Annotated in this window: 18 protein-coding genes and 2 riboswitches; of the genes, 3 read left to right on the top strand and 15 right to left on the bottom strand. The window is 73.5% G+C overall.

All coding sequences use genetic code 11. The features are described 5' to 3' along the window. Positions 1 to 51 precede the first annotated feature (51 nt). The 6 genes from L6241_RS02905 to L6241_RS02930 all read right to left on the bottom strand — a co-directional run bounded on the left by L6241_RS02905 (position 52) and on the right by L6241_RS02930 (position 6,128). Complete coding sequence (locus tag L6241_RS02905) at positions 52 to 1,617, bottom strand: RNA polymerase sigma factor (protein ID WP_368244739.1); 1,566 nt, start codon at positions 1,615 to 1,617, stop codon at positions 52 to 54. A 204-nt stretch (positions 1,618 to 1,821) separates the two neighbouring features. Further along, positions 1,822 to 2,223, bottom strand: coding sequence for a universal stress protein (locus tag L6241_RS02910; protein WP_123093801.1), 402 nt, complete (start codon positions 2,221 to 2,223; stop codon positions 1,822 to 1,824). A gap of 132 nt (positions 2,224 to 2,355) precedes the next feature. After that, on the bottom strand, positions 2,356 to 3,540 hold the full coding sequence (locus L6241_RS02915; RefSeq protein ID WP_368244740.1) for a homoserine O-acetyltransferase: 1,185 nt from the start codon (positions 3,538 to 3,540) through the stop codon (positions 2,356 to 2,358). An 18-nt stretch (positions 3,541 to 3,558) separates the two neighbouring features. Next, positions 3,559 to 3,670: riboswitch (SAM riboswitch) on the bottom strand. 50 nt (positions 3,671 to 3,720) lie between these two features. Next, positions 3,721 to 4,767: a DUF4192 domain-containing protein gene (locus L6241_RS02920; RefSeq protein ID WP_251719782.1), complete on the bottom strand. Its 1,047-nt coding sequence runs from the start codon at positions 4,765 to 4,767 to the stop codon at positions 3,721 to 3,723. 102 nt (positions 4,768 to 4,869) lie between these two features. After that, entirely contained in the window at positions 4,870 to 5,304 is a 435-nt protein-coding gene (locus tag L6241_RS02925; RefSeq protein WP_368244741.1) for a YkvA family protein, read from the bottom strand. Between the two features lie 95 nt (positions 5,305 to 5,399). Continuing rightward, entirely contained in the window at positions 5,400 to 6,128 is a 729-nt protein-coding gene (locus L6241_RS02930; RefSeq protein ID WP_368244743.1) for an EcsC family protein, read from the bottom strand. 102 nt (positions 6,129 to 6,230) lie between these two features. Between L6241_RS02930 and L6241_RS02935 the strand changes: the two genes are divergently transcribed. Beyond that, positions 6,231 to 7,907 carry a DNA polymerase gene (locus L6241_RS02935; protein WP_368244745.1) on the top strand — a complete coding sequence of 559 codons (1,677 nt, stop codon included), beginning with the start codon at positions 6,231 to 6,233 and terminating at the stop codon, positions 7,905 to 7,907. Between the two features lie 36 nt (positions 7,908 to 7,943). Here the strand turns inward: L6241_RS02935 and L6241_RS02940 are convergent, their stop codons facing one another. From L6241_RS02940 to L6241_RS02970, 7 genes are all read right to left on the bottom strand, one after another. Further along, complete coding sequence (locus L6241_RS02940; RefSeq protein ID WP_368244747.1) at positions 7,944 to 8,858, bottom strand: PAC2 family protein; 915 nt, start codon at positions 8,856 to 8,858, stop codon at positions 7,944 to 7,946. Between the two features lie 85 nt (positions 8,859 to 8,943). Next, positions 8,944 to 12,756, bottom strand: a complete 3,813-nt coding sequence (gene hrpA, locus L6241_RS02945; protein ID WP_368244748.1) for an ATP-dependent RNA helicase HrpA — start codon at positions 12,754 to 12,756, stop codon at positions 8,944 to 8,946. Between the two features lie 27 nt (positions 12,757 to 12,783). Beyond that, on the bottom strand, positions 12,784 to 14,016 hold the full coding sequence (locus L6241_RS02950) for a hypothetical protein (protein ID WP_368244749.1): 1,233 nt from the start codon (positions 14,014 to 14,016) through the stop codon (positions 12,784 to 12,786). Continuing rightward, entirely contained in the window at positions 14,013 to 14,336 is a 324-nt protein-coding gene (locus L6241_RS02955) for a hypothetical protein (RefSeq protein WP_123092861.1), read from the bottom strand. Before L6241_RS02955 ends, L6241_RS02950 begins: the two co-directional genes overlap by 4 nt. Before the next feature lie 344 nt (positions 14,337 to 14,680). Continuing rightward, positions 14,681 to 16,024 (bottom strand): bifunctional o-acetylhomoserine/o-acetylserine sulfhydrylase, encoded by a 1,344-nt coding sequence (locus tag L6241_RS02960; protein WP_354586797.1) that lies wholly within the window; start codon positions 16,022 to 16,024, stop codon positions 14,681 to 14,683. Positions 16,025 to 16,040: 16 nt separating this feature from the next. Further along, a riboswitch (SAM riboswitch) is annotated at positions 16,041 to 16,156 on the bottom strand. A gap of 45 nt (positions 16,157 to 16,201) precedes the next feature. Continuing rightward, complete coding sequence (locus L6241_RS02965; RefSeq protein WP_201467252.1) at positions 16,202 to 16,627, bottom strand: hypothetical protein; 426 nt, start codon at positions 16,625 to 16,627, stop codon at positions 16,202 to 16,204. Further along, entirely contained in the window at positions 16,620 to 16,970 is a 351-nt protein-coding gene (locus L6241_RS02970) for a hypothetical protein (RefSeq protein ID WP_123092855.1), read from the bottom strand. Before L6241_RS02970 ends, L6241_RS02965 begins: the two co-directional genes overlap by 8 nt. A gap of 53 nt (positions 16,971 to 17,023) precedes the next feature. Between L6241_RS02970 and L6241_RS02975 the strand changes: the two genes are divergently transcribed. Further along, positions 17,024 to 17,923 (top strand): DNA-3-methyladenine glycosylase, encoded by a 900-nt coding sequence (locus L6241_RS02975; protein WP_368244752.1) that lies wholly within the window; start codon positions 17,024 to 17,026, stop codon positions 17,921 to 17,923. Here L6241_RS02975 and L6241_RS02980 read toward each other — a convergent pair. Continuing rightward, a complete protein-coding gene (locus L6241_RS02980) occupies positions 17,920 to 18,354 on the bottom strand; it encodes a hypothetical protein (protein WP_368244753.1) in 435 nt (144 codons plus the stop codon). The two genes, L6241_RS02975 and L6241_RS02980, sit on opposite strands and share 4 nt — an antisense overlap. Positions 18,355 to 18,424: 70 nt before the next feature. Here L6241_RS02980 and L6241_RS02985 point away from each other — a divergent pair, with 70 nt between their 5' ends. Then, positions 18,425 to 19,798: an L-serine ammonia-lyase gene (locus L6241_RS02985; protein ID WP_368244754.1), complete on the top strand. Its 1,374-nt coding sequence runs from the start codon at positions 18,425 to 18,427 to the stop codon at positions 19,796 to 19,798. A gap of 92 nt (positions 19,799 to 19,890) precedes the next feature. Here the strand turns inward: L6241_RS02985 and L6241_RS02990 are convergent, their stop codons facing one another. After that, positions 19,891 to 21,246, bottom strand: a complete 1,356-nt coding sequence (locus L6241_RS02990; RefSeq protein WP_123092847.1) for a DUF2510 domain-containing protein — start codon at positions 21,244 to 21,246, stop codon at positions 19,891 to 19,893. Positions 21,247 to 21,290: the final 44 nt, after the last annotated feature.

The raw sequence follows: 21,290 nt of genomic DNA on the forward strand, positions 1-21,290 counted from the left end.
AGGGGGACCCACCGGATGTCCGGTGGGTCCCCCTTCGCGTCGGGCGGGTGCTCAGTCGAGGTAGTCGCGCAGGACCTGCGAGCGCGACGGGTGACGCAGCTTGCTCATCGTCTTGGACTCGATCTGGCGGATCCGCTCGCGGGTCACGCCGTAGACCTTGCCGATCTCGTCGAGCGTCTTGGGCTGGCCGTCGGTGAGGCCGAAGCGCATCGACACGACGCCCGCCTCGCGCTCGGAGAGCGTGTCGAGGACGCTGTGCAGCTGCTCCTGCAGGAGGGTGAAGGAGACCGCGTCGGAGGGCACGACCGCCTCGGAGTCCTCGATGAGGTCACCGAACTCGGAGTCGCCGTCCTCGCCGAGCGGGGTGTGCAGCGAGATCGGCTCGCGGCCGTACTTCTGCACCTCGACGACCTTCTCGGGGGTCATGTCGAGCTCCTTGGCCAGCTCCTCCGGGGTGGGCTCGCGGCCCAGGTCCTGGAGCATCTGGCGCTGGACGCGCGCGAGCTTGTTGATGACCTCGACCATGTGCACCGGGATGCGGATGGTGCGGGCCTGGTCGGCCATCGCGCGGGTGATCGCCTGGCGGATCCACCACGTCGCGTACGTGGAGAACTTGTAGCCCTTCGTGTAGTCGAACTTCTCGACCGCACGGATGAGGCCCAGGTTGCCCTCCTGGATGAGGTCGAGGAAGAGCATGCCGCGACCGGTGTAGCGCTTGGCGAGCGAGACGACGAGACGCAGGTTGGCCTCGAGGAGGTGGTTCTTGGCGTTCTTGCCGTCCTGCGAGATCCACCACAGCTCGTTCTTGAACTTCGTGTCGATCTTCTCGCCCGAGGCGAGCTTCTCCTCGGCGAAGAGGCCGGCCTCGATCCGCTTGGCGAGCTCGACCTCCTGCTCGGCGTTGAGGAGGGCGACCTTGCCGATCTGCTTGAGGTAGTCCTTGACCGGGTCGGCCGTGGCGCCGGCGGTGACGACCTGCTGGGCCGGGGCGTCGTCCTCGTCCTGGTTGGACAGCACGAAGCCAGCGGCCTCGCTCGTGGGAGCGGTCGTCGCGGGAGCCGGGGTGCCGACGGCGGGCTCGGTGGTCTCCTCGCCGTCCTCGCCGGCCTCCTCGGCGGCGTCGGCGATGTCGGCCGGATCGGGCTCGACGTCGTCGCCGGGACCGGTCGCACCGGCGGTGGCGGCAGCCTTCTTGGCCGTCGTCTTCTTCGCGGTGCTCTTCTTCGCGGCGGTTTTCTTCGCCGGAGCAGCGGCGCCCGCGGCGGCGGCCTTGGTCGTGCCGGCCTTCTTCGCCGCCACCTTCGTCGTCACGGCGCCGTCGGCCGCAGCCTTCTTCGTCGTCGACTTCGTCGCCGCCTTCTTGGCGGGGGACGCTGCCTTCTTGGTGGCGGTCTTCTTGGTGGTGGTCGGTGGCACGTGGACCTCGATTCCCTGTTCCTTCAGCGTCTGAAGCACAACGCGCATCCGAGGGGCGGTAATCCCGGCCTCGCTCACCGCGGCGGCGACGTCCTCTGCCGTGACGTGGCCGGTGGAGCTGCCCTTGCTGAGCAGGGTCTGCACGGCAGGGTGGGCGAAGTCGCGGGGCAGGGAGTCTGACGTGGTCGAGCGGGGCGACAAGGGTCTACCGGCACCTTCCGTGGCGTGTGAGCGGGCTGAGCCCGCGCCACCGAGGATGCATCTGGAGCAGGGTGACTGCCTCCGGAGCAGGTGGCGCCTGGGCGCTCGGCCGCGGGCTTGATCACCATTATAAGTCGAGAGCACGCGAAGGGCCCACGCGACCGTGCGCATGGGCCCTTCGGCGGTGCTGCAGAGCGTCTCGCGTCAGGCGTCGGCCTTCACCGCGAGGACGGGGCACGGGGCGTCGAGGAGCACCCGCTGGGCGTTGGAGCCGAGGATGAGCTTGCCGACGGGGGTGCGGCGGCGCAGCCCGATGACGATGAGCTCGGCATCGGTCTCCTCCGCGACGGCGATGAGGTCCTCGGCCGGCTCCTTGCCGCGCACGAGACCACGCACGTCGACGTCGACGCCGCTGCCGGCGAGGTCGTCGCGCACCCCCTGGAGGGTGGCCTCCTGGGAGGCGGCGTTGTCACCGGTGAAGCCCGAGCCGCCGCGGTCGGAGTGCACGACGACGAGGCGTCGCCCGCGCAGCTTCGCCTCCTCGACCGCACGGTCGAGGGCGGCGCGTCCCTCCTTGGTCGAGACGTAACCAACGACGATCGTCATCTGCGACTCCTTGTCCATGGCTGGTAGTTGCCGCAGACGCTACACCGCGAGCGCGGTGCCGCACGGGCAAGAGGACGGGGCGCGCCGGACGCGTCAGCGGTGCCGGTCGAGGCCGTCGTCGGCGGCTCGGCGTCAACCGTCGAGGGCCTCGCGCACGATCGTCGCGACCTGCTCGATCTCGGTGAGGAAGCCGTCGTGCCCCGACCGGCTCGTGACGAGCCGCTGGACCGTGCCCGGGCGCAGCGCGGCGACCTCGTCGGTGAGCCGTGGGGGGTAGAGCCGGTCGCTGTCGACGGCCGCCACCGTGAGCCGCCCGGGGTAGGCCCGCAGCGCCGACTCGAGACCGCCCCGGTCACGCCCGACGTCGTGGGAGTTCATCGCCTCGGTGAGCACGACGTAGGAGTTGGCGTCGAAGCGACCGGCGAGCTTGGTGCCGTGGTGCTCGAGATAGCTCTCGACGGCGAAGGGGGCGTCGGCCCCCTCGGCCTGCCCGCGCCGCCCGAAGCGGTCGTGCAGCTCGATCTCGCTGCGGTAGGTGACGTGGGCGACCTGGCGCGCGATGCTCAGACCGGCGTCGGGGCCCTCGGGCTGCCCGTAGTAGTCGCCCCCGGCGAAGTGGGGGTCGTTGCGGATCGCCATGACCTGGGCCTGCGACCACCCGATCTGCTCCGCCGTCGCGTACGGGGTGCTCGCGAGCACGACGGCCCGCTCGACCCGCTCGGGCTCCGAGAGCGCCCACTCCAGGGCGCGCATGCCGCCCATCGAGCCGCCGACGACCGCGGCCCACCGGGTGACGCCGAGGGCGTCGGCGAGCAGGACCTCCGCGGCCACCTGGTCGCGGATCGTCACCGCTGGGAAGCGCGAGCCCCACGGGGCGCCGTCCGGGGCCGGCGAGCTCGGGCCGGTGCTGCCCTGGCACCCGCCGAGCACGTTGGGCGCGACGACGAAGTAGCGGTCGGTGTCGACCGGCGCGCCGGGACCGACCATGCCCTCCCACCACCCGGGCGTCGGGTGACCGGGGCCGCTCGGCCCGACGACGTGGCTGTCGCCGGTGAGGGCGTGCTCGACGAGGACGGCGTTGGAGCCGTCCGGGGCGAGCTCGCCCCACGTCTCGTAGGCGATCCGGACCTCGGGCAGCCGTGCGCCGCGCTCGAGGTCGAGCGGTCCGAGGTCGGCGAAGACCCGGCCGCCGGGGTCGTCGCCCTCGCGCCAGGCCGCGCTCGGGCGCGCCGGGCCTGCCGCGCGGGCGGGCACCGAGGTGGGGATGGGGGTGCCCGGTCGATCTGCACCGGGTCGGACGAATGACGTCACGCTCATGACGGATGCGCTCCTGCAGCCTCGCTCTTGCACGCACCGGGTCGGTGCGGCCAGGTCATCACCCGGGGCACCCCATCGCGAGGAGGGTTGCCGCCCAGCAAGCCGGCGCTTGACGCTGGGTCTCATGACCTGCCCGAAGTGTAACGAGGCGCCGTGGGCGGGGCCACGGGCGTCTCACCCTCAGGCGGCGGGCAACCGGATGCCGTGGGTGACGAGCTGGTCGAGCAGCACGGCGAGCCGGTAGCGGGGGTCTGCTCGCAGGGCCGCCTCGAGGGCGATGCCCGCCAGGGCACCGCTGCCCGACCACCAGGCCACCTGCCCGACGACGGTGAGCAGCGGCGCGCTGCGCGGCTCGGGCACCCGGTGCACGACACCGCACAACCGGTCGAGCAGGGCCTCGACGTCGAGCGCCGCCGCGTCGTCGACCTCTCCCCCGCGGCTGCCCGTCGCATCGTGGGTCCACGTGCAGCAGCGCGCCGCCGCGGCGGCGGTGCGCAGGTCCTCGGGGTCGATGCCGGGCACCGCGTCCGGCCCGGGGGTGAGGACGGCGAGGAGGGCGTCGCGCCAGGCCCGGTCGCGCAACGACACGACGAGGTCGGCGACGACGTCGTCGTCGAGGTCGTCGACCGGCTCCCGGGCGCGCAGGACGGCCGTCCAGGCGGCCGTCGCCGCAGCCCGGCCCCGAGGCCCCGTCGGCCGGCGCGCGAGGAGCGTCTCGACGAGCGCGCTGCCCGGGTGGGTGCCAGGGGCGACCTGCTCTGCGAGGTCCGACCGCGTCCGCAGGGGCGCTCGTCCGTGGGCGACCAGCGCGGCGACACCGGGCACCCTGCTCGCCTCGGGGAGCACGACGCCGTCCTCCTCCCACCCCTCGACGTCGCGGTCCGGCGAGTGCCACCGCCCGTCGCGCACGACGACGACCGGGCTGCACCCGATGACGCCTCGGTCGACGAGACCCGCGAGGACTGCGCGCATCCGGGCGGAGGCGCCGGACCGGGTCTCGTAGGCGACGGCGACCACCGCGCGGGCACGGGTCTGCACGACCTGCCCGACCATCTGGCGCACGGCGCGCTCGGCGTGCTCGTCGGGGACGATGTCGCAGCGCTGGATCAGCCCGACGCGTCGCCCGTCGAGGGCGAGCAGGACGAGAGAGTCCTCGGGGTGGAAGCCGAGGAGATAGGGCGCCATGACGGCGATGTCGACAGGGGTGCGGGCTCGGACGGTCTCCATGACCGCACGCTGCCCTGTGGCGCGGGCTCCCGTCAGGACGTCGCGGCGCCCTGTGGACGACGGCTGCGCGGCGCGCCCACCTGTGGACGACGCACGTGGCCGTCAGTCGCGAACGACCTCGGAGGGCACGGTCGTCGACGTCGCGTAGGCGGATGCGGGGCCGGGCGTGGGGCCCGATGCGTAGGCATGGGCACCGGGAGCGGGCGAGCCGGCCTGCTCCCAGGCGATGAAGTCCTCGGTCTCGCGCACGAGCGACACGGCGAGCCAGGACAGGATGACCGCGTCGTCGACGAGGCCGACGACGAGGAGCAGCCCCTCCGGCACGACGTCGATCGGCGAGACGACGTAGCCGAGGCCGAGGAGCATGAGGGTGAGCTGCCCGCTGCTCATCCCCTGGTAGCGCCCGCTGCGCACGGCGCGGACGAGGCGGGGCAGTGCGAGCACCCGCTGGATCAGGCTGGGCGTGCCGGGACGGGTGGCGCTGCGCACGGCGCCGGCGAGGTTCGCGGCGGCGTGCATGCGGTGTCGTCGGGCCATCGGGCTCCCCTTCTCGAGGTCGGGCCGGTCTGGGGCCGGCCGCGAGGAGTAGAACGAGCGGGCGACCCGGAGGATTCCCCCGGGTCGCCCGATGGTCACGAGGCGGGCGGGAACTCCGTGCGCACGTGGTCGGCGAGCTGCTTGAGCAGCCATGTGTCCATGCCCCCTCCGACGGCCCCGCCGACGACCGGCACCGACTTGCCGAAGCGGGAGAAGGACTTGCGCCCCGCCGTCGACAGGATCCGGAAGCCGACGGCCTTGTTGACGACCATGAGGGCCGGCCCCGGGAGGCGCTGCGCGGCGAGGTTGGTCAGGCGCCCGGACGGGGCGGCCATCCCGGCCTTGGCGAGCAGGTCGTTGGCGTCGGCGCCGACGAGCGCGAGGAGGACCGCGCTGCGGATGCGCGGGTCGGCGATGTCGTGGCCGCGCAGACGGGCGGTCGCGGCGGTCATGCGGGTCGCGAGGAGGTAGAAGCCCAGGACGTTCGCCGGGAGCGCCACGGGCAGCGTGATGAAGCCGCCGAGGTTGGTGACGAAGCCGCTCGCCGCGACGAGCTTGAGGTGGTCGCGCATGACCTCGTCGACGGCCTTCTCGGCGTTGCCGCCGTGCTTGGCGAGCGCGGCGTCGGCGACCTGGGCGGCCGAGTCGAAGGGGCCGCGCCCGTCGATGCCGGTGTCGAGGAGGCTCTCGACGACCCGGGAGACGGACGCGTTGAGCGCGCCCTGGTCCTTCGGGTCCTGCGCCTGCTCGAGAGCCGTGCGCGTCTGCTGCACCTGCTCCTTCTCGTCCTTGCCGAAGCCGAGCGCGTCGGAGATGCGTCCCACGGGTCCTCCTGGTCTGTCTGCGCCGGGCCGTGTCGCCCGCCGCGTGGTCATCCTGCCCCATCGTGCGCACGCCGAGGCCCCGCAGCCGCCTACCGTGACCCGGTGAGCACGAGACCCCTCCCCGGCGCCGCGCGCGCCCTGGTCCTCTCGCCCGGCGCGGCGCTCGCCGTCGGCGCGGAGGACCACGTCGTGCTGGGCCCGGACGTCGCCGGCGGGCTCGCGACGCTGAGGCCCACCCGGTGGGTCACCTGGTCGGCTCGCGATCTCGCCCCTCTCCTGGCGGCCGGGGCCGCGCTCCCCCGCACGTGGGACGTCGCCGAGGCCCACCGGATCCTGCACGGCGGGTGGCGTGCCGATCCCGCGACGGCGTGGGCGCACGCCCGGGGCCTCGACCCCGGCGCCCTGCCGGCGCCGGTCGGCGACGACCTCTTCGCCGCTCTGTCCGAGGACGGGGACCCGGACGACCTCGTGCGACCCGACGGCTACCTGCGCGCCGACGCCGGAGCGGTGTGGGCGGGCGACTCCCTGGCCCGCGGTCTGGCCTGGGGGCGCGCGGCCCTGGAGGTGGCCCGCTGGCAGCAGGAGCGTCTCGAGCGGCTCGGCCCGCGAGCGGTCGTCACCGCTCACGCCGAGTCGGCGGCTGCCGTCCTCGCGGTCGAGCTCGAGCGCGACGGGCTGCCCGTCGACCGGGCGGCCCTCGAGGAGCTCGTCCAGCAGGCCGCCGGGCCACGCCTGCTCAGCGAGGCCGACGAGGCTCGCGCCCGTGCCGAGCGTGACGCGCCGGTCCTCGCCAGCGTGCCGGGCATCGGCCGGGTCGACCTGCGCAACCCCGCCGCCGTCCGCAGCCTGCTGGCGACGGCCGGCGTCGACGTCCCGAGCACCCGCAAGTCCGTGCTCGCCGAGCACGTGCATCGCCACCCCGTCGTGCCCGCCCTGCTCGAGTGGCGTCGGCGCGAGCGGATCGCGACGACGTACGGGTGGCGCTGGCTGGCCGAGCACGTCGGCGCGGACGACCGGCTGCGCGGGGCGTGGACGGCGTGCGACGGGGCGGCCGGGCGGATGACGGCTCAGGCCGGGCTCCACAACCTGCCCGCGGAGCTGCGGCCCGGCGTCGCGGCCGCTGCGGGGCACGTCCTCGTGCGGGCCGACCTCGGCCAGGTCGAGCCTCGCGTCCTCGCCGTCGTCTCCGGCGACGAGGCCTTCGCCGCCGCGAGCACGGCCGCGGACCTGTACGAGCCGGTGGCCCAGCGCCTCGGGGTGGAGCGCCCGGTCGCGAAGATCGCCGTGCTCGCCGCGATGTACGGCCAGCGCAGCGGGGCCGCCGGCGAGGCGCTGCGCGGTCTCGAGCGCGCCTACCCGGTCGCCATGGGCCATCTCGACCGCGCGCAGCGCGAGGGCGAAGGGGGACGACCCGTGCGCACCTTCGGCGGGCGGCTCGTGCGCACCGCCTTCGGTGCCGTCGGGCCCGGCGAGGACCCGGGGCCGCTCATCCGCTCACGGGGACGTTTCGCCCGCAACGCCGTCATCCAGGGCTCGGCCGCCGAGCTCTTCAAGGCGTGGGCGGTGACGGTGCGCGAGGCCGTGCGGCCGCTCGGCGGTCAGGTCGTCCTGTGCCTGCACGACGAGCTGCTCGTGCACGTGCCGCACGAGCACGGCGAGGAGGTCGCCCGGCTCGTCGACGAGTCGTTGCGGCTCAGCGCCCGCCGGTGGTGCGGTCACGACCGCGTGCGCTTCGTCTCCGACACCTCCGTCGTACGCCGCTGGTCCGAGGCCAAGTAGGCCCCGGACCAGCGTGGACGGCGTCGCGACGAGCGCTCAGCTGTCGCCGTCGTCGACGGTGCGCAGGAAGTCCTCGAACTCCGCACCGAGCTCGTCGGCCGAGGGCAGCTTGTCGTCCTCACCGGCCAGGAGGCTGGGGCGCTCGATGCCGCGCAGGTGCACGTCGTACTGGCGCTCGAGCCCGTGGACGGCCTCGGCGACCGCGGCGTTCTCACCGATCTCGCGCTCGATCTCGAGGCGGTTCTCGCCGGCCGCCTGGACGAGGGCGTCGTTGGGCAGGTTGAGCCCGGTCGCGTCGACGACCGCGTTGAGCGCGGTGAGCGCGCCGTCGTGGAAGGCCGAGCCCGCGAGGTAGTGCGGCACGTGGATCGCGAAGCCCATGGCGTCGAGACCGGCCTCGCCGAGACGCAGCTCGAGCAGCGAGCCGAGGCTCCCCGGCACCTGCACGGTGCCGAAGACGGGCTTGCGCTCGCCGATGAGGCGCTCGTCGGTGGCGTGCGCCGTCATGCCGATCGGACGGGTGTGCGGCACGGCCATGGGGATGCCGTGCGCCTGCACGACGAGGGTGATGCCGAGCCGGCGCACGAGGTCGGTCACCGCCAGGACGACCGCCTCCCAGCGGTAGTCGGGCTCGGGACCGGTGAGCAGGTAGTACGCCTGGCCCTCGCGGTCGGTCAGCTGGTAGAGCAGCAGGGCCGGGTCGTCGTAGGAGCCGTAGCGGGTCGCCTCGAAGACGATGACGGGTCGGCGGCCGCGGTAGTCGAGCAGGCTGTCGACGTCGAAGGACGCGACGACACGGGCCTCGCCCGCGGCGAGCAGGTGGTCGACGAGGATGCGCTGGGTGCCCCCGGCGTCGATGAAGCCGTCGAAGCCCACGATCATCGGCCCGGGCGTGAGCCGGCTCGGGTCGATGTCGACCTCGAAGCGGTAGAGCTCGGTCGGGTCGGTCACGTCGTCCTCCTGGTGATCGGTACGTACATCATCCCCAACGACACCGGGCCGCACGGGATTCCCCCGTGCGGGTGGCGCGTCGCGGTCAGCCGTGGGGGCGCAGCTCGGCGCGCACGGCGGCGATGGCCGAGCGCACCCGCTTGGCCGAGACCGGCACCGGCACGCCGACGGACTGGGCGAAGAGCGAGACCCGCAGCTCCTCGACGAGCCAGCCGATCGCCCGGACGTCCTCGCGGTCGCGCTCGAGCGGGTCGAGGACGTCGAGCAGGTCGGCGTAGGCACCCTCGACGCCGTCGACGACCTCCTGCTGCGCCTGGTCGCGGTCGGGACGCTCGCCGAGCCGGTCGATGCGCACGGAGACGCCGCGCAGGTAGCGGGCGAGGTCGCGCAGCCGGCCCAGGCCCGCCGCGGTGACGAAGCCGGGCCCGGCGATGCTCTCGACCTGCGCGCGCATGTCGGCGACGGCCGGGGCGAGGGCGGGCGCGGTGATCCGCTCGAGGGTGCCCAGGACCTCGCGGCGCTGCTGCAGGACCGGCTGGACCTCGCGCACGACGAAGAGGGTGCGCGAGCCGAGATGGGTGCGCACGGCACGCAGTGCGTCGTCGAAGGCGGCGCGGTCCCTCACCTCCCCGGGCACGTGCTCGGCGACGACGTCGTCGACGGCGGCGCCGAGGCAGTCCTCGAGCAGGGCGGGGACCGACCCGTGCGGGTTGTCGCCGAGCGCGAGCTTGTCGGCGTTGGAGAGGCCGGCGAGCACGCGCTTCCACGGGGCCGGGGTGCCGAGCACGAGCAGCCGGCGCACACCGCGTCGACGGGCCGCCTCGGCCTGCGCGGCGTCGGGCAGCACCCGGACGGCGACGGTGTCGCCCTCGTCGACGAGCGCCGGGTAGCCGACGACCTGGCGGGAGCCGCGACCGGACGTCACCGTGCGCGGCAGCTCCTCGAGCTCCCACGTCGTCATGCCCGAGCGCTCGACCGACGCACCCGCCTGGCGCACCCGCGCCTGGACGTGGCCGGCGACCTCGGTGCGCAGGGCGTCGAGATCGGTGCCCTCGGCGAGCCGGCGACCGCGCTCCCCTTCGACCCGGAAGGTCATCCGCAGGTGGGCCGGCACCGCCGAGGGGTCCCACTGCTCCAGCGGCACGGCGACCCCCGTGAGGCTGCGCAGGGCGCGCCCGAGGGCGACGACGAAGGGGGTCTGCCCCACCTCCTCGGGCGGGATGGCCCGCAGGGCGCGGGCGGCGTGGTCCGGCGCGGGCGCGAAGCTGCGGCGGGTCGCCTTCGGCAGACCGCGGATGAGCGCGGTCGCGAGCTCCTCGCGCAGCCCGGGGACCTGCCAGTCCAGGCCGGTGCCCTCGATCTGGTTGAGCAGGTGCACCGGGAGGTGGACGGTCACGCCGTCGGCCTCGGTGCCGGGCTCGAACTGGTAGGTGAGGCGCAGGTCGTGCTCGCCGTCGCGCCAGGTCGTCGGGTACTGCGCGTCGTCGACGGCCTCGGCGTCGTCGCGCACGAGGTGCTCGGGGGTGAGGGTGAGCAGGTCGGGCTGCTCGCGGCGCGCGGACTTCCACCACCGGTCGAAGTGGGTCCCGGAGACGACCTCGGCGGGGATCCGCTCGTCGTAGAAGGCGACGAGGTCCTCCTCGTCCGTGGCGATCCGTCGCCGGCTGCGCGCCTCGAGCTCCTCGACGCGGGCGATGGCCCGCGCGTTGTCCCGGAAGACCTGGTGGTGGGTCTCCCACTCCCCCGAGACGATCCCCTCGCGGATGAAGAGCTCGCGGGCGAGCACGGGGTCGACGCGCGAGAGCTGCACGGTGCGACCGGCGACGAGCGGTACCCCGTAGAGGGTCACGCGCTCGGTGGCGATCGCGCTCGCCTGACGCTTGGACCACCGCGGCTCGGAGTAGCTGCGGCGCACGAGGTGCGCCCCGGCCCGCTCGGCCCACTCGGGGTCGATCCGGGCGTTGGTGCGCGCCCACAGCCGGGTCGTCTCGACGAGCTCGCCGGCCATGACGACCGGCGGCTGGCGGCGGTGGAGCGTCGAGCCGGGCTGGATGGAGAAGCGCGCGCCACGGGCGCCGAGATAGTCGCGCTTGTCCTCGTCACGGACACCGACGTGGCTGAGCAGCCCGGCCAGCAGCGCCTGGTGCACGGTGTCCCAGTCCGGGTCGGCCCCCTTCGCCGAGGTCCGCGAGCGCGTGTCGAGACGACGGTCGGTCGCCGCCCGGCGCAGCTGCGCGTGGACGTCCTGCCACTCACGGATGCGCACGTAGTGGAGGTACTCGCGCTTGCACATCCGGCGGAAGGCGCTCGAGGACAGCTCGCGCTGCTGCTCCTTGAGGTAGACCCACAGCTGCCACCACGTCGCGAAGTCGGAGGTCTCGTGACGGAAGCGCGCGTGCTGCTGGTCGGCCTGCGCCTGGCGCTCGAGCGGACGCTCCCGCGGGTCCTGGATGGACAGCGCGGAGACGACGACGAGGACCTCGGTGAGGCAGCCGCGGCGGTCGGCCTCGATGAGCATCCGGCCCAGCCGCGGGTCGACGGGCAGCCGGGCGAGGGTCTTGCCGGTGGGGGTGAGGCGGCGGGCCGACCCCTTCGCCCCCCGCTCGGCCGGGTGGACGGCCTCGAGCTCCTCGAGCAGACGCAGGCCGTCGCTCACCTGGCGGGAGTCCGGCGGCTCGACGAAGGGGAAGCGGCTCACGTCCCCCAGGCCGAGGGCGGTCATCTGGAGGATGACCGCGGCGAGGGAGGTGCGCAGGATCTCGGGGTCGGTGAACTCCGGGCGCGCGTCGTGGTCCTCCTGCGAGTACAGGCGCACGCAGATGCCGTCGGAGAGCCGGCCGCAGCGGCCGGCGCGCTGCGACGCGCTCGCCTGGCTCACCGGCTCGACGGGGAGGCGCTGGACCTTCGTGCGCTGGCTGAAGCGGGAGATGCGCGCCATGCCGGTGTCGATGACGTAGCGGATGCCGGGCACGGTGAGCGAGGTCTCGGCGACGTTCGTGGCGAGCACGATGCGCCGGCCGGAGTGGCGACCGAAGACACGGTGCTGCTCGGCGGAGGAGAGCCGGGCGTAGAGGGGCAGGACCTCGGTGCCCGGCAGGTGTATGCCCTCGAGCGCGTCCGCGGCGTCGCGGATCTCGCGCTCGCCGGAGAGGAAGACGAGGATGTCCCGCGCCCCGCCGGGGTCGGGCTCGGTCCACAGCTCCTCGACCGCCCGGCAGATGCCGGTGATCTGGTCGACGTCCTCGCCGTCCTCGCCCTCGCCGACGAGCGGTCGGTAGCGGACCTCGACGGGGTAGGTGCGCCCGGAGACCTCGATGACCGGGGCGGGGGTGCCGTCGGCGTCGGCGAAGTGGGCGGCGAAGCGGTCGGGGTCGATCGTCGCCGAGGTGATGATGACCTTGAGGTCGGGTCGGCGCGGCAGCAGCTGCTTGAGGTAGCCGAGGATGAAGTCGATGTTGAGGCTGCGCTCGTGCGCCTCGTCGATGATGAGCGTGTCGTAGCGCCGCAGGTCGCGGTCGCGCTGCATCTCGTTGAGGAGGATGCCGTCGGTCATCACCTTGACCGCCGTCGCGTCGCTGCTGTGGTCGGAGAAGCGGACCTGGTAGCCGACGAGGCCGCCGAGCTCGACGTGCAGCTCCTCGGCGATGCGCTCGGCCACGCTGCGGGCGGCGATCCGTCGCGGCTGGGTGTGGCCGATCTGGCCGCCCATCCCCCGGCCGACCTCGAGCGCGATCTTCGGCAGCTGGGTGGTCTTGCCCGAGCCGGTCTCGCCGGCGATGACGACGACCTGGTGCTCACGGATCGCGGCCGCGATCTCGTCCTTGACGGCGACGACGGGCAGCTGCTCCGGGTAGTGCAGCTGCGCCGCCGTCATCGGCGCAGCGAGGGGTCCGGGCATGCGCGCCAGGATACGTCCGGCCCCGTGCTAGGGCGGCGTCGGCTCCTCGACCCGGCGGGCGGCGGCGGCGCGGCGGCGGTCCTCGCGTCGGGCGTCGCGGCGCTCGCGCTCGTGCGCATCGGCGTCGGTCACCGGGCGGAGGCGCTCCCGCGTCGTGCCCGCGGCGTCCGCGGTCCGCCCGACGTGCCGGGCGACCTTCGTGCTCGACGCGACGCCCTGGACGACCTTCACCGGGCGGGAGGCACCCGAGACGGCGCGCCAGTCGGCGGCGAGCTCGTCGGCGAGGGCGAGGCCGCTCCGGTCGCGGGCGAGCTGAGTCCCCTTCGCCACGGCGAGCTCTCGGCTGCGGGCGGCCAGTCGGGTCGTGCTCTGCCGGGCGGTGACGTGCCAGGGCTGGTCGAGCGCCCGTGGGGCACGGGCAGGGCTCGCCGTCCGCGTCGTGCGGGTGACGGAGGTGGCGGCGGTGCTCACGCCCCGCGTCGAGCGCAGGACCCGTCCGCTGCCCTTGATGACGCCGTCGGCGACGAGGTACCTCGAGTCCGACGCGATCCGGCGCCAGCTGCCGTGACCGTAGGCCACCCGCAGGCCGGCCTGGCCGAGCGGGTCGAGCGCGGTCCCGAGGGCGAGCGGCTTGAGCAGGCCCGCCCACGGCCCGGTGAAGAGCGCGCTGCGCCCGAGGTCCCGGGTGCCCTCGAGCGCGTCGTAGCCGGGCGGGTCGGCCAGATCGGTGCACACCTCGTCGAGGTCCGCGGCGAGCAGGGCCTCGTCGCGCCGGGCGTCCTCGCTCGCGGCGGCGTAGGCGCTCTCGTGGGCGAGGACCTCGCGGTGGGCCTCGGCGCGTCGCGCCCGCAGCGCGTCCTCGGCCGGGTGGGGTGCGTAGAGGGCGAGCTGGCGGTCGATCTCGGCGAGGGTGTCGCACGTGCGCTCGTGCGCGGCGGCCGTGCGCGCCATCTCCTCCTGGGTGGTGCGCAAGGTCCGCGAGTAGCAGGTGATCCGCTCGCCCGCGTCGCCCATGCGCGCGGCGACCTGGCGCAGGGTCACCGGGACGTCGCCCACCTCGCGGGCGAAGGTCTCGCCCGACGGCGACTCCCACACCCCGTGGGTGCTCACCTGCCCGAGGAGCTCGGCGACGAGCCTGACGTTGTCCTCGACGGTCGTGAGGTCGCTGCCGAGCGCGGCGACGACGTCGGTGGCGGCGAGGTCGACGCGGTAGGGGTCGAGCGCGAGGATGTCGCGGGCGCTCCAGTCGTAGCCGGTCACAGGGTGCCGACCTTCGTCCCGCGCTCGAAGGTCGGTGTCACCGAGCGGCGCACCATGTCGTCGGTGTCGACGTAGCAGGCACCCGCGGAGCGGGCCAGGCGGGCGAGCGAGGTGAGCTGCGCGCACAGCGTGACCCGTGCGTGCTCGAAGTCGCCGTAGACCCGGTCGACCGCCTCCTCGGCCACCCGGTCGACGAAGCCGTGGTCGACGTCGCCCGCCCCCCGCGTCTGCGCCGACCGCTCCTCCAGGTGGGTCGCGATCTCCTCGAGCCGGTCGCCGAGCGCGGCGATCGCCTCGGCGCTGATGGTCAGCCGTGTCATCCCCGAACGCTAGGTCGACCCGCCACCCCGGCCGGACGAGTTGTCCACAGGCCCTCGTCGGTCGAGGTGCGAGGGCGCCTGCGCCCGAGCCTCGAGACCACCCGAGACGTTCGCACCTGCTCGGGTTACAACCAGCGCTCGCGCCAACATCTCGGGAGACCACCCCAGACGTTCGCACCTGCTCGGGTTACAACCAGCGCTCGCGCCAACATCTTGGGAGACCACCCGAGACGTTCGCACCTGCTCGGGTTGCAACCAGCGCTCGCGTCGACATCTCGGGCGGGCCCAGCCCGCTGACGACGAAGGGGGACCCACCACCGGGTGGGTCCCCCTTCGCCAGGACGTCAGCTCGCGGCGCGCTCCTGCGCCTCGCCCGCGGCCGCGGCGAAGCCCCGCTCGAGGTCGGCGACGATGTCGTCGACGTGCTCGATGCCGACGGCCAGGCGCACGAGGCCCGGCGAGACACCGGCCGCGTAGCGACCCTCGTCGCTGCCCTGGCTGTGCGTCGTCGACCACGGGTGGATCGCCAGGCTGCGCACGTCGCCGATGTTCGCGACGTGGCTGTGCAGGGTCAGCCCCTCGACGAAGCGGCGACCCGCCTCCTCGCCGCCGACGATCTCGAAGGTAAGCACGGCGCCAGCACCCTTCGGCGCGTACTTCTGCGCGAGGGCGTGGTGCTTGTGGTCGGGCAGGGACGCCCAGGTGACGTGCTCGACCTGCGGGTGACCGACGAGGAAGTCGGCGACGGCGCGCGTGTTCTCCAGGTGCCGCTCGATGCGCAGCGAGAGCGTCTCGATGCCCTGCGCGACGAGGAAGGCGTTGAAGGGCGAGACCGCCGAACCGAGGTCGCGCAGCAGCTGCACCCGCGCCTTGAGGATGAAGGACAGGTTGGCCCCGAAGGCGCTGCCGACGCCGAGGTCCGGTCCGTAGCGCAGCCCGTGGTAGCTCTCGTCCGGCTCGTTGTAGGACGGGAAGCGCTGCGGGTGCAGCGCGTAGTCGAAGGTCCCGGCGTCGACGATCGCACCGGCGATCGTCGTGCCGTGCCCGCCGAGGTACTTCGTCGCCGAGTGCACGACGACGTCGGCGCCGTGCTCGATCGGGCGCAGGACGTAGGGCGTCGCGACGGTGTTGTCGACGACGAGCGGCAGCCCGAGCTCGTGGGCGACCCCGGCGACCCCCTCGACGTCGAGGATCTCGCCGCTGGGGTTGGAGATCGTCTCGCCGAAGAAGAGCTTGGTGTTCTCCTTCGCCGCGTCGCGCCACTGCTGGAGGTCCGCCGCGTCCTGCACGAAGGTCACCTCGATGCCGTAACGGGGCAGGGTCGAGCCGAGGAGGTTGTACGTGCCGCCGTACAGCGCCGGGCTGGCCACGACGTGGTCGCCGGCCTCGGCGACGTTGAGGATGGCGAAGGTCGTCGCGGCCTGGCCGGACGCGACGAGGAGGGCGCCGACTCCCCCTTCGAGCGCGGCGATGCGCTGCTCGACGACGTCCGTCGTCGGGTTCATCAGGCGGGTGTAGATGTTGCCGAGCTCCTTGAGCCCGAAGAGGTTCGCGGCGTGCTCGGTGGAGTCGAACTGGTAGCTCGTCGTCTGGTAGATCGGCAGCGCGCGGGCGCCGGTCGTCGGGTCGGGGCTCTGCCCGGCGTGGATCTGCTGCGTCTCGAAGTGCCACGTCGTGGGGTCGGACATGAGGGTTCTCCTGGTGTCATCGCGCTTGACCGTGGGCGGGTGCTCACGGACCAGGTCGTCTCCCGGGGCACCCCACCGCGGATGGAGGGTTGCCGACCAGCGAGCCGGGGCTTGACGCTGGTGCTCTTGACCTGCGGGCAGGCTAGCCCGCGTCCTCGCGGCGCGACAGGGCGCGTCTCAGGATGTGGTGGGCGCGCCCGCCGGGGCCGTGCGGCGCAGCCACCACAGCCCGACGAAGGGGAGGACGAGCGGCAGGAAGCCGTAGCCGGAGCCGAAGTGCGACCAGACCGTCTTGTCCGGGAAGAGGTCCGGTGCGAGGTAGGACAGCGCCCCGACGAGCAGGACGCCGACGGCCTCGACCGTGATCGTCGCGGAGGCGACAGAGCGCCGGTCGGTGAGCAGGGCCCACGTCGCGACGACGTAGACGAGCGCGGCGAGCGCGCTCAGCAGGTAGGCCAGCGGCGCGCGGTCGAAGTACTCGAGGACCTGCAGGGTCGAGCGGCCCGTGGCGGCGAGCGCGAGGGTGCCATAGGCGATGACGAGCAGCAGACCGGGGCCGCTGCGCACCGGACGGCCGGTGCGCTCCCCCGTCGCCTCACGCATGGACGGTCCAGATCTGCTGGATGCGCAGGGTCATCACCGCGACGACGAGGGCGCCCCCGAGGACGGCACCCATCGCCCAGCGCGACTTCTCCTTGATGGCGAGGTAGGCGAGCGCCGGCGGCACGAGCGGCAGGGTGACCGCGTATGCCGCCATCGTCGGCCCCTCGCCGGGGGTACGGACCTGCCCCGCGACGACGCAGGCGACGACGGCCTGGACGACGAGGAGCAGCTCGACGACGGCGGCGACGAGCAGCAGCCGGTCGTCGATGACGCGGTCGAGGGCCGTGTAGGCGCCGGCGACCACGGCGAGGACGAGGGAGGCGACCAGGACGATCGTGGTCAACGGCACAAGCACGAGAGCCAAGGGTAGGGCCTGCTCCTGGGCAGGATCGACCCATGCCCGCCGACCGCGACACCCCTGACCGCGTCGGGGGCCCCGTCACGGTCGAGACGACCCTGCGCTACGAGCCGCCGCTGGACTGGCAGGGGCTGCTCGACTGGTACCGCTACCACTCGCTCGACGGCGTCGAGGTCGTCGACGACGACCGCTACCGGCTCGCGCTGGCGCTCCCCCACGGCTCGGCGCTCGTCGAGCTGCGCGACGACCCGGGCCAGGACCGGCTCGACGCCCGGCTCGAGCTCGCCGATGCCGCCGACCACGACGCGGCCGTCGCCGTCCTGCGGCGGATGCTCGACCTCGACACCGATCCCGCCGAGGTCGACGCGCACCTGCGCACGGTCCCGGTGCTCGCTCCCCTCGTCGCGCGGCGCCCGGGCATCCGGCTGCCGGGCACCCCCACCCCCTTCGAGGCTGTGCTGCGTGCAGTCACCGGTCAGCAGGTGAGCGTGGCCGCCGGGCTGACCCAGCTGCACCGGCTCGTCGCCGAGGTCGGCACGCCGAGCGCGCAGGTCGGCGCGCTGCAGCCCTTCCCCGGGCCCGCGGCGGTGCACCCCTTCGGCACCGGGTGGTACTACGGGACGCGGTCACGACGACGGGCGCTCGAGGGGGTCCTCGACCTGGCTGCGGACGGCGGCCTCGACCCTGGTCTCGACCCCGAGGCGACCGGCGCGGCGCTGCACGCCGTGTGGGGTGTCGGGGCGTGGACGGTCGCGAGCACCCTCATGCGCGGGCACGGCGCCGCGGACGTCGACCTGCGTGGCGACCGGGCGCTCGTCGTCGCCCTCGAGCGGCTCACGCGCGAGGTCGACCTGCCGGGCGTCCTGCGCCCGGCGAGCCCGTGGCGCAGCTATGCCGCGCTGCACCTGTGGACCGCGCGACCGCTGGGCAGCCGCTAGCTCGCGAGCGCCCGCTCGTCCCACCGAGGCAGCAGGCTCACGCCGTCGCGCGTCGCGAGATAGGCGCCGAGCAGCTCGACCCCGCCCTCGCGAGCGGCGCGCAGCGCGCTCTCGTGCCAGGCCCGCACCTCGTCGTCGGGCACGCTGCCGCGCGGGCGCCCCACCGCGACGACGACAGCGGCCAGGCTCGCGCCCAGGTGGCCGAAGAAGGCGTCGAAGAGGGCACGTCGCTCCCCTTCGTCGGTCGTGGGGTCGACGCCGTCGACGGTGACCGGCTGGATCATCCGGCCGTCGGCGTCGCACAGGAGGAGGCTGATGCAGCGCCCCTCCCGCTCGTCGTCGCGGACGACGAGGTCGACGACGTCGGCAGCGAGGCGCTCGTCGCGCAGGGACAGGGCGGGCCACCCAGGTGGCAGGTCGGAGAAGGTCATGACCGCAAGACTTGCGCGGGACGGGCCGATCGCCGCGAGCTTTTCCACAGCGCCCGTTACTGTGACGCACGTGGCACTCAGCGTCTTCGACCTCTTCTCCGTCGGCATCGGGCCGTCCAGCTCGCACACGGTGGGACCGATGCGGGCGGCGGTGCTCTTCGTCGAGGGAGTGCGTGACAGCGGCGACCTGCCCCGCGTGGCGCGGGTCAAGGCCGAGCTCTTCGGCTCGCTCGGCGCGACGGGCCACGGCCACGGCTCGAACACCGCCGTCATGCTCGGCCTGTCCGGCGAGCGGCCCGAGCTGTGCCAGCCCCGCGAGGTCAAGGGCCGTCTCGCCCAGATCCGTGAGAGCGGTCGGCTGAGCCTGCTCGGCGAGCACGAGATCGACTTCGCCGAGGCCGACGACGTCGTCCTGCACCGTCGGGCCACCCTGCCGCTGCACCCCAACGGCATGACCTTCCACGCGTGGGACGCCGCGGGCGAGCTGGTCTCGCAGCGCACGTACTACTCCGTCGGCGGTGGCTTCGTCATCGGCGAGGACGCCTCCGGCTCGACGAAGGTCGTCGAGGACACCACCCCCGTCGCCCACCCCTTCACCACCGGTGACCGCCTGCTGCAGATCTGCGCCGAGACCGGGCTGTCGATCGCCCAGGTCATGCTCGAGAACGAGCTGTCGTGGCGCACCGAGGAGGAGGTGCGCTCCGAGCTGCTCGCGATCTGGCAGGTGATGTCGGAGTGCATCGACAACGGCGCGCGCACCGAGGGCGTGCTCCCCGGGGGACTGAAGGTCCGCCGCCGCGCGCCCGACCTGCACCGCCGGCTCAAGGTCGAGGGCAGCAGCGACGACCCCCTGCGCGGCATGGACTGGCTCACCCTCTACGCGCTCGCCGTCAACGAGGAGAACGCCGCCGGCGGGCGGGTCGTCACCGCCCCGACGAACGGCGCGGCCGGGATCATCCCCGCGGTGCTGCGCTACTACCTCGACTTCGTGCCCGGTGCTGACGACGACGGGGTCGTGCGATTCCTGCTCACCGCGGCCGCCATCGGTGTCATCTACAAGGAGAACGCGTCGATCTCCGGCGCCGAGGTCGGCTGCCAGGGCGAGGTCGGCTCGGCCTGCTCCATGGCGGCCGGGGCGATGGCCGCGGTCCTCGGCGGCACCCCCGCCCAGGTCGAGAACGCCGCCGAGATCGGCATGGAGCACAACCTCGGCCTCACCTGCGACCCCGTCGGCGGGCTCGTGCAGATCCCGTGCATCGAGCGCAACGCGGTCGCCTCCGTCAAGGCGATCACCGCCGCCCGCACCGCCCTGCGCGGCGACGGCAGCCACGTCGTCTCCCTCGACAAGGTCGTCAAGACGATGCGCGACACCGGGCGCGACATGAAGGTCAAGTACAAGGAGACCGCCCGCGGGGGTCTCGCGGTCAACGTCATCGAGTGCTGACCGTCAGCTGCCGGCAGCAGCACGAAGGGGGTGCCCGGACCGATCGGTCCGGGCACCCCCTTCGTCACGGCTGGGTGATCAGCGCGCGGTGATCAGCGCTTGGTGATCTCCCAGTCGCCGCCGTCGGAGTCGACGACAAGGTACTTCGTGCCGGTCTGGACCGTCGAGGTGCCCTCGTAGGTCTTCTTGTACTCGCTGACGAGACGGTCCGGGTAGTCCTCGCCACCGACGGCCTGGATGGAGATGCGGCCGCCGTAGTCGTTGCTCGAGGTGTACTTCACGCGGATGTCGGAGGACTTGCCGTCCCACTTGAAGACCGCGCCGCCGTTGCCCTTCTGCGAGGAGCCGAAGGCGGGGGCCGTCGAGATCCGCTTGAAGGTGATCTTCCACTTGCCCTCGGACTCGACCTTGATGCGGTTGGTCGAGGCGCTGGAGCCGGTGAGGTTGTACGAGCTCGTGCCCTTCGCCTTGTCGTAGTAGGAGAAGATGCTGTAGTCGCCCGAGGACGAGCCGTTCGCGTCCTCGCCCTTGACCCGGAAGCTGGAGAAGCTCGAGTTGGGGTCACCGAGGAAGTCGGCCTCGATGAGACCGGCGCCGTCCCCCGGCGGGACCTGGATGACGGCGTTGCCGCTGCCCTCGTAGGTCTTGCCGTACTCGCCCTTGGTGACGCCGCTGCCGATCTTCGTGCTGCCACCGCCGGTGGAGTCGCTCGTCGGCGAGGCGTCGGTCGTCGGGGAGTCGGTGCTCGTGTCGCTCGTCGAGGAGTCGTCGCTCGTCGGCGAGTCGCTCGAGGTGTCGCTCGAGGTCTCCGAGGTCGAGGACTCGGTGCTCGAGGAGCTCGCAGTCGTCGTCGGGTCGTCGCCACCGCTGAGGGCGCGGACGCCGAAGAAGCCGAGGACGCACAGCAGGAGCACACCGAGCACGCCGCCGCCGATGATGAGCGGGAGCTTGTTGCTCTTCTGCGGGCCGCCGGGCTGACCGGGGTAGCCGCCCTGCTGGCCGTAGCCCTGCTGGTTGTAGCCCGAAGGACCGCCGGGGCCCTGCTGGCCGTAGCCGCCCTGCTGGCCGTAGCCCGGGGCGCCCGCGCCGGCACCGGCGCCGTAGGAGCTCGTGCCGTAGCCGCTGTCGCCCGAGGACCCGTAGGAGCTCGAGCCGTAGCCGCTGTCACCGCTCGCGCCGTAGGAGCTCGACCCGTAGGAGGAGTCACCCGACCCGTAGCCCGAGCCCGCGCTCGGCATGGCCTCGGTCTCCGGCGACTTGTCGGCGCTCGGACGGATCCGGGTCGCCTCGTCGACGTCAGAGGCGTCCTGACCGGCAGCCCCCTGCTGGTCGTTGCCGAAGCCCTCGGGCGTCGGCTGACGGTGATCCGTCCAGCTGCTGCCGTCCCAGTACCGGATCTGGCCGGACTGCTCGGGGTCCGGGTACCAGCCCGCTGCCCACTCGCTCATCGTGCTCCCCTTGTCAGGTGGTGTGTCTTGTGCGGCGAAGGCTA

Origin of the sequence: Janibacter sp. Y6 (assembly GCF_040900765.1) — a bacterium.
GTDB lineage: Bacteria > Actinomycetota > Actinomycetes > Actinomycetales > Dermatophilaceae > Marihabitans > Marihabitans melonis.

Excerpts from the sequence above, each read along its gene's own strand:
- L6241_RS02980 (WP_368244753.1), bottom strand. The coding sequence starts at position 18,354 with ATGACCTTCTCCGACCTGCCACCTGGGTGGCCCGCCCTGTCCCTGCGC.
- L6241_RS02955 (WP_123092861.1), bottom strand. The coding sequence starts at position 14,336 with ATGACACGGCTGACCATCAGCGCCGAGGCGATCGCCGCGCTCGGCGAC.
- L6241_RS02965 (WP_201467252.1), bottom strand. The coding sequence starts at position 16,627 with ATGCGTGAGGCGACGGGGGAGCGCACCGGCCGTCCGGTGCGCAGCGGC.
- L6241_RS02975 (WP_368244752.1), top strand. The coding sequence starts at position 17,024 with ATGCCCGCCGACCGCGACACCCCTGACCGCGTCGGGGGCCCCGTCACG.
- L6241_RS02990 (WP_123092847.1), bottom strand. The coding sequence starts at position 21,246 with ATGAGCGAGTGGGCAGCGGGCTGGTACCCGGACCCCGAGCAGTCCGGC.
- L6241_RS02925 (WP_368244741.1), bottom strand. The coding sequence starts at position 5,304 with ATGGCCCGACGACACCGCATGCACGCCGCCGCGAACCTCGCCGGCGCC.
- L6241_RS02920 (WP_251719782.1), bottom strand. The coding sequence starts at position 4,767 with ATGGAGACCGTCCGAGCCCGCACCCCTGTCGACATCGCCGTCATGGCG.
- L6241_RS02960 (WP_354586797.1), bottom strand. The coding sequence starts at position 16,024 with ATGTCCGACCCCACGACGTGGCACTTCGAGACGCAGCAGATCCACGCC.
- L6241_RS02915 (WP_368244740.1), bottom strand. The coding sequence starts at position 3,540 with ATGAGCGTGACGTCATTCGTCCGACCCGGTGCAGATCGACCGGGCACC.
- hrpA (WP_368244748.1), bottom strand. The coding sequence starts at position 12,756 with ATGCCCGGACCCCTCGCTGCGCCGATGACGGCGGCGCAGCTGCACTAC.
- L6241_RS02910 (WP_123093801.1), bottom strand. The coding sequence starts at position 2,223 with ATGACGATCGTCGTTGGTTACGTCTCGACCAAGGAGGGACGCGCCGCC.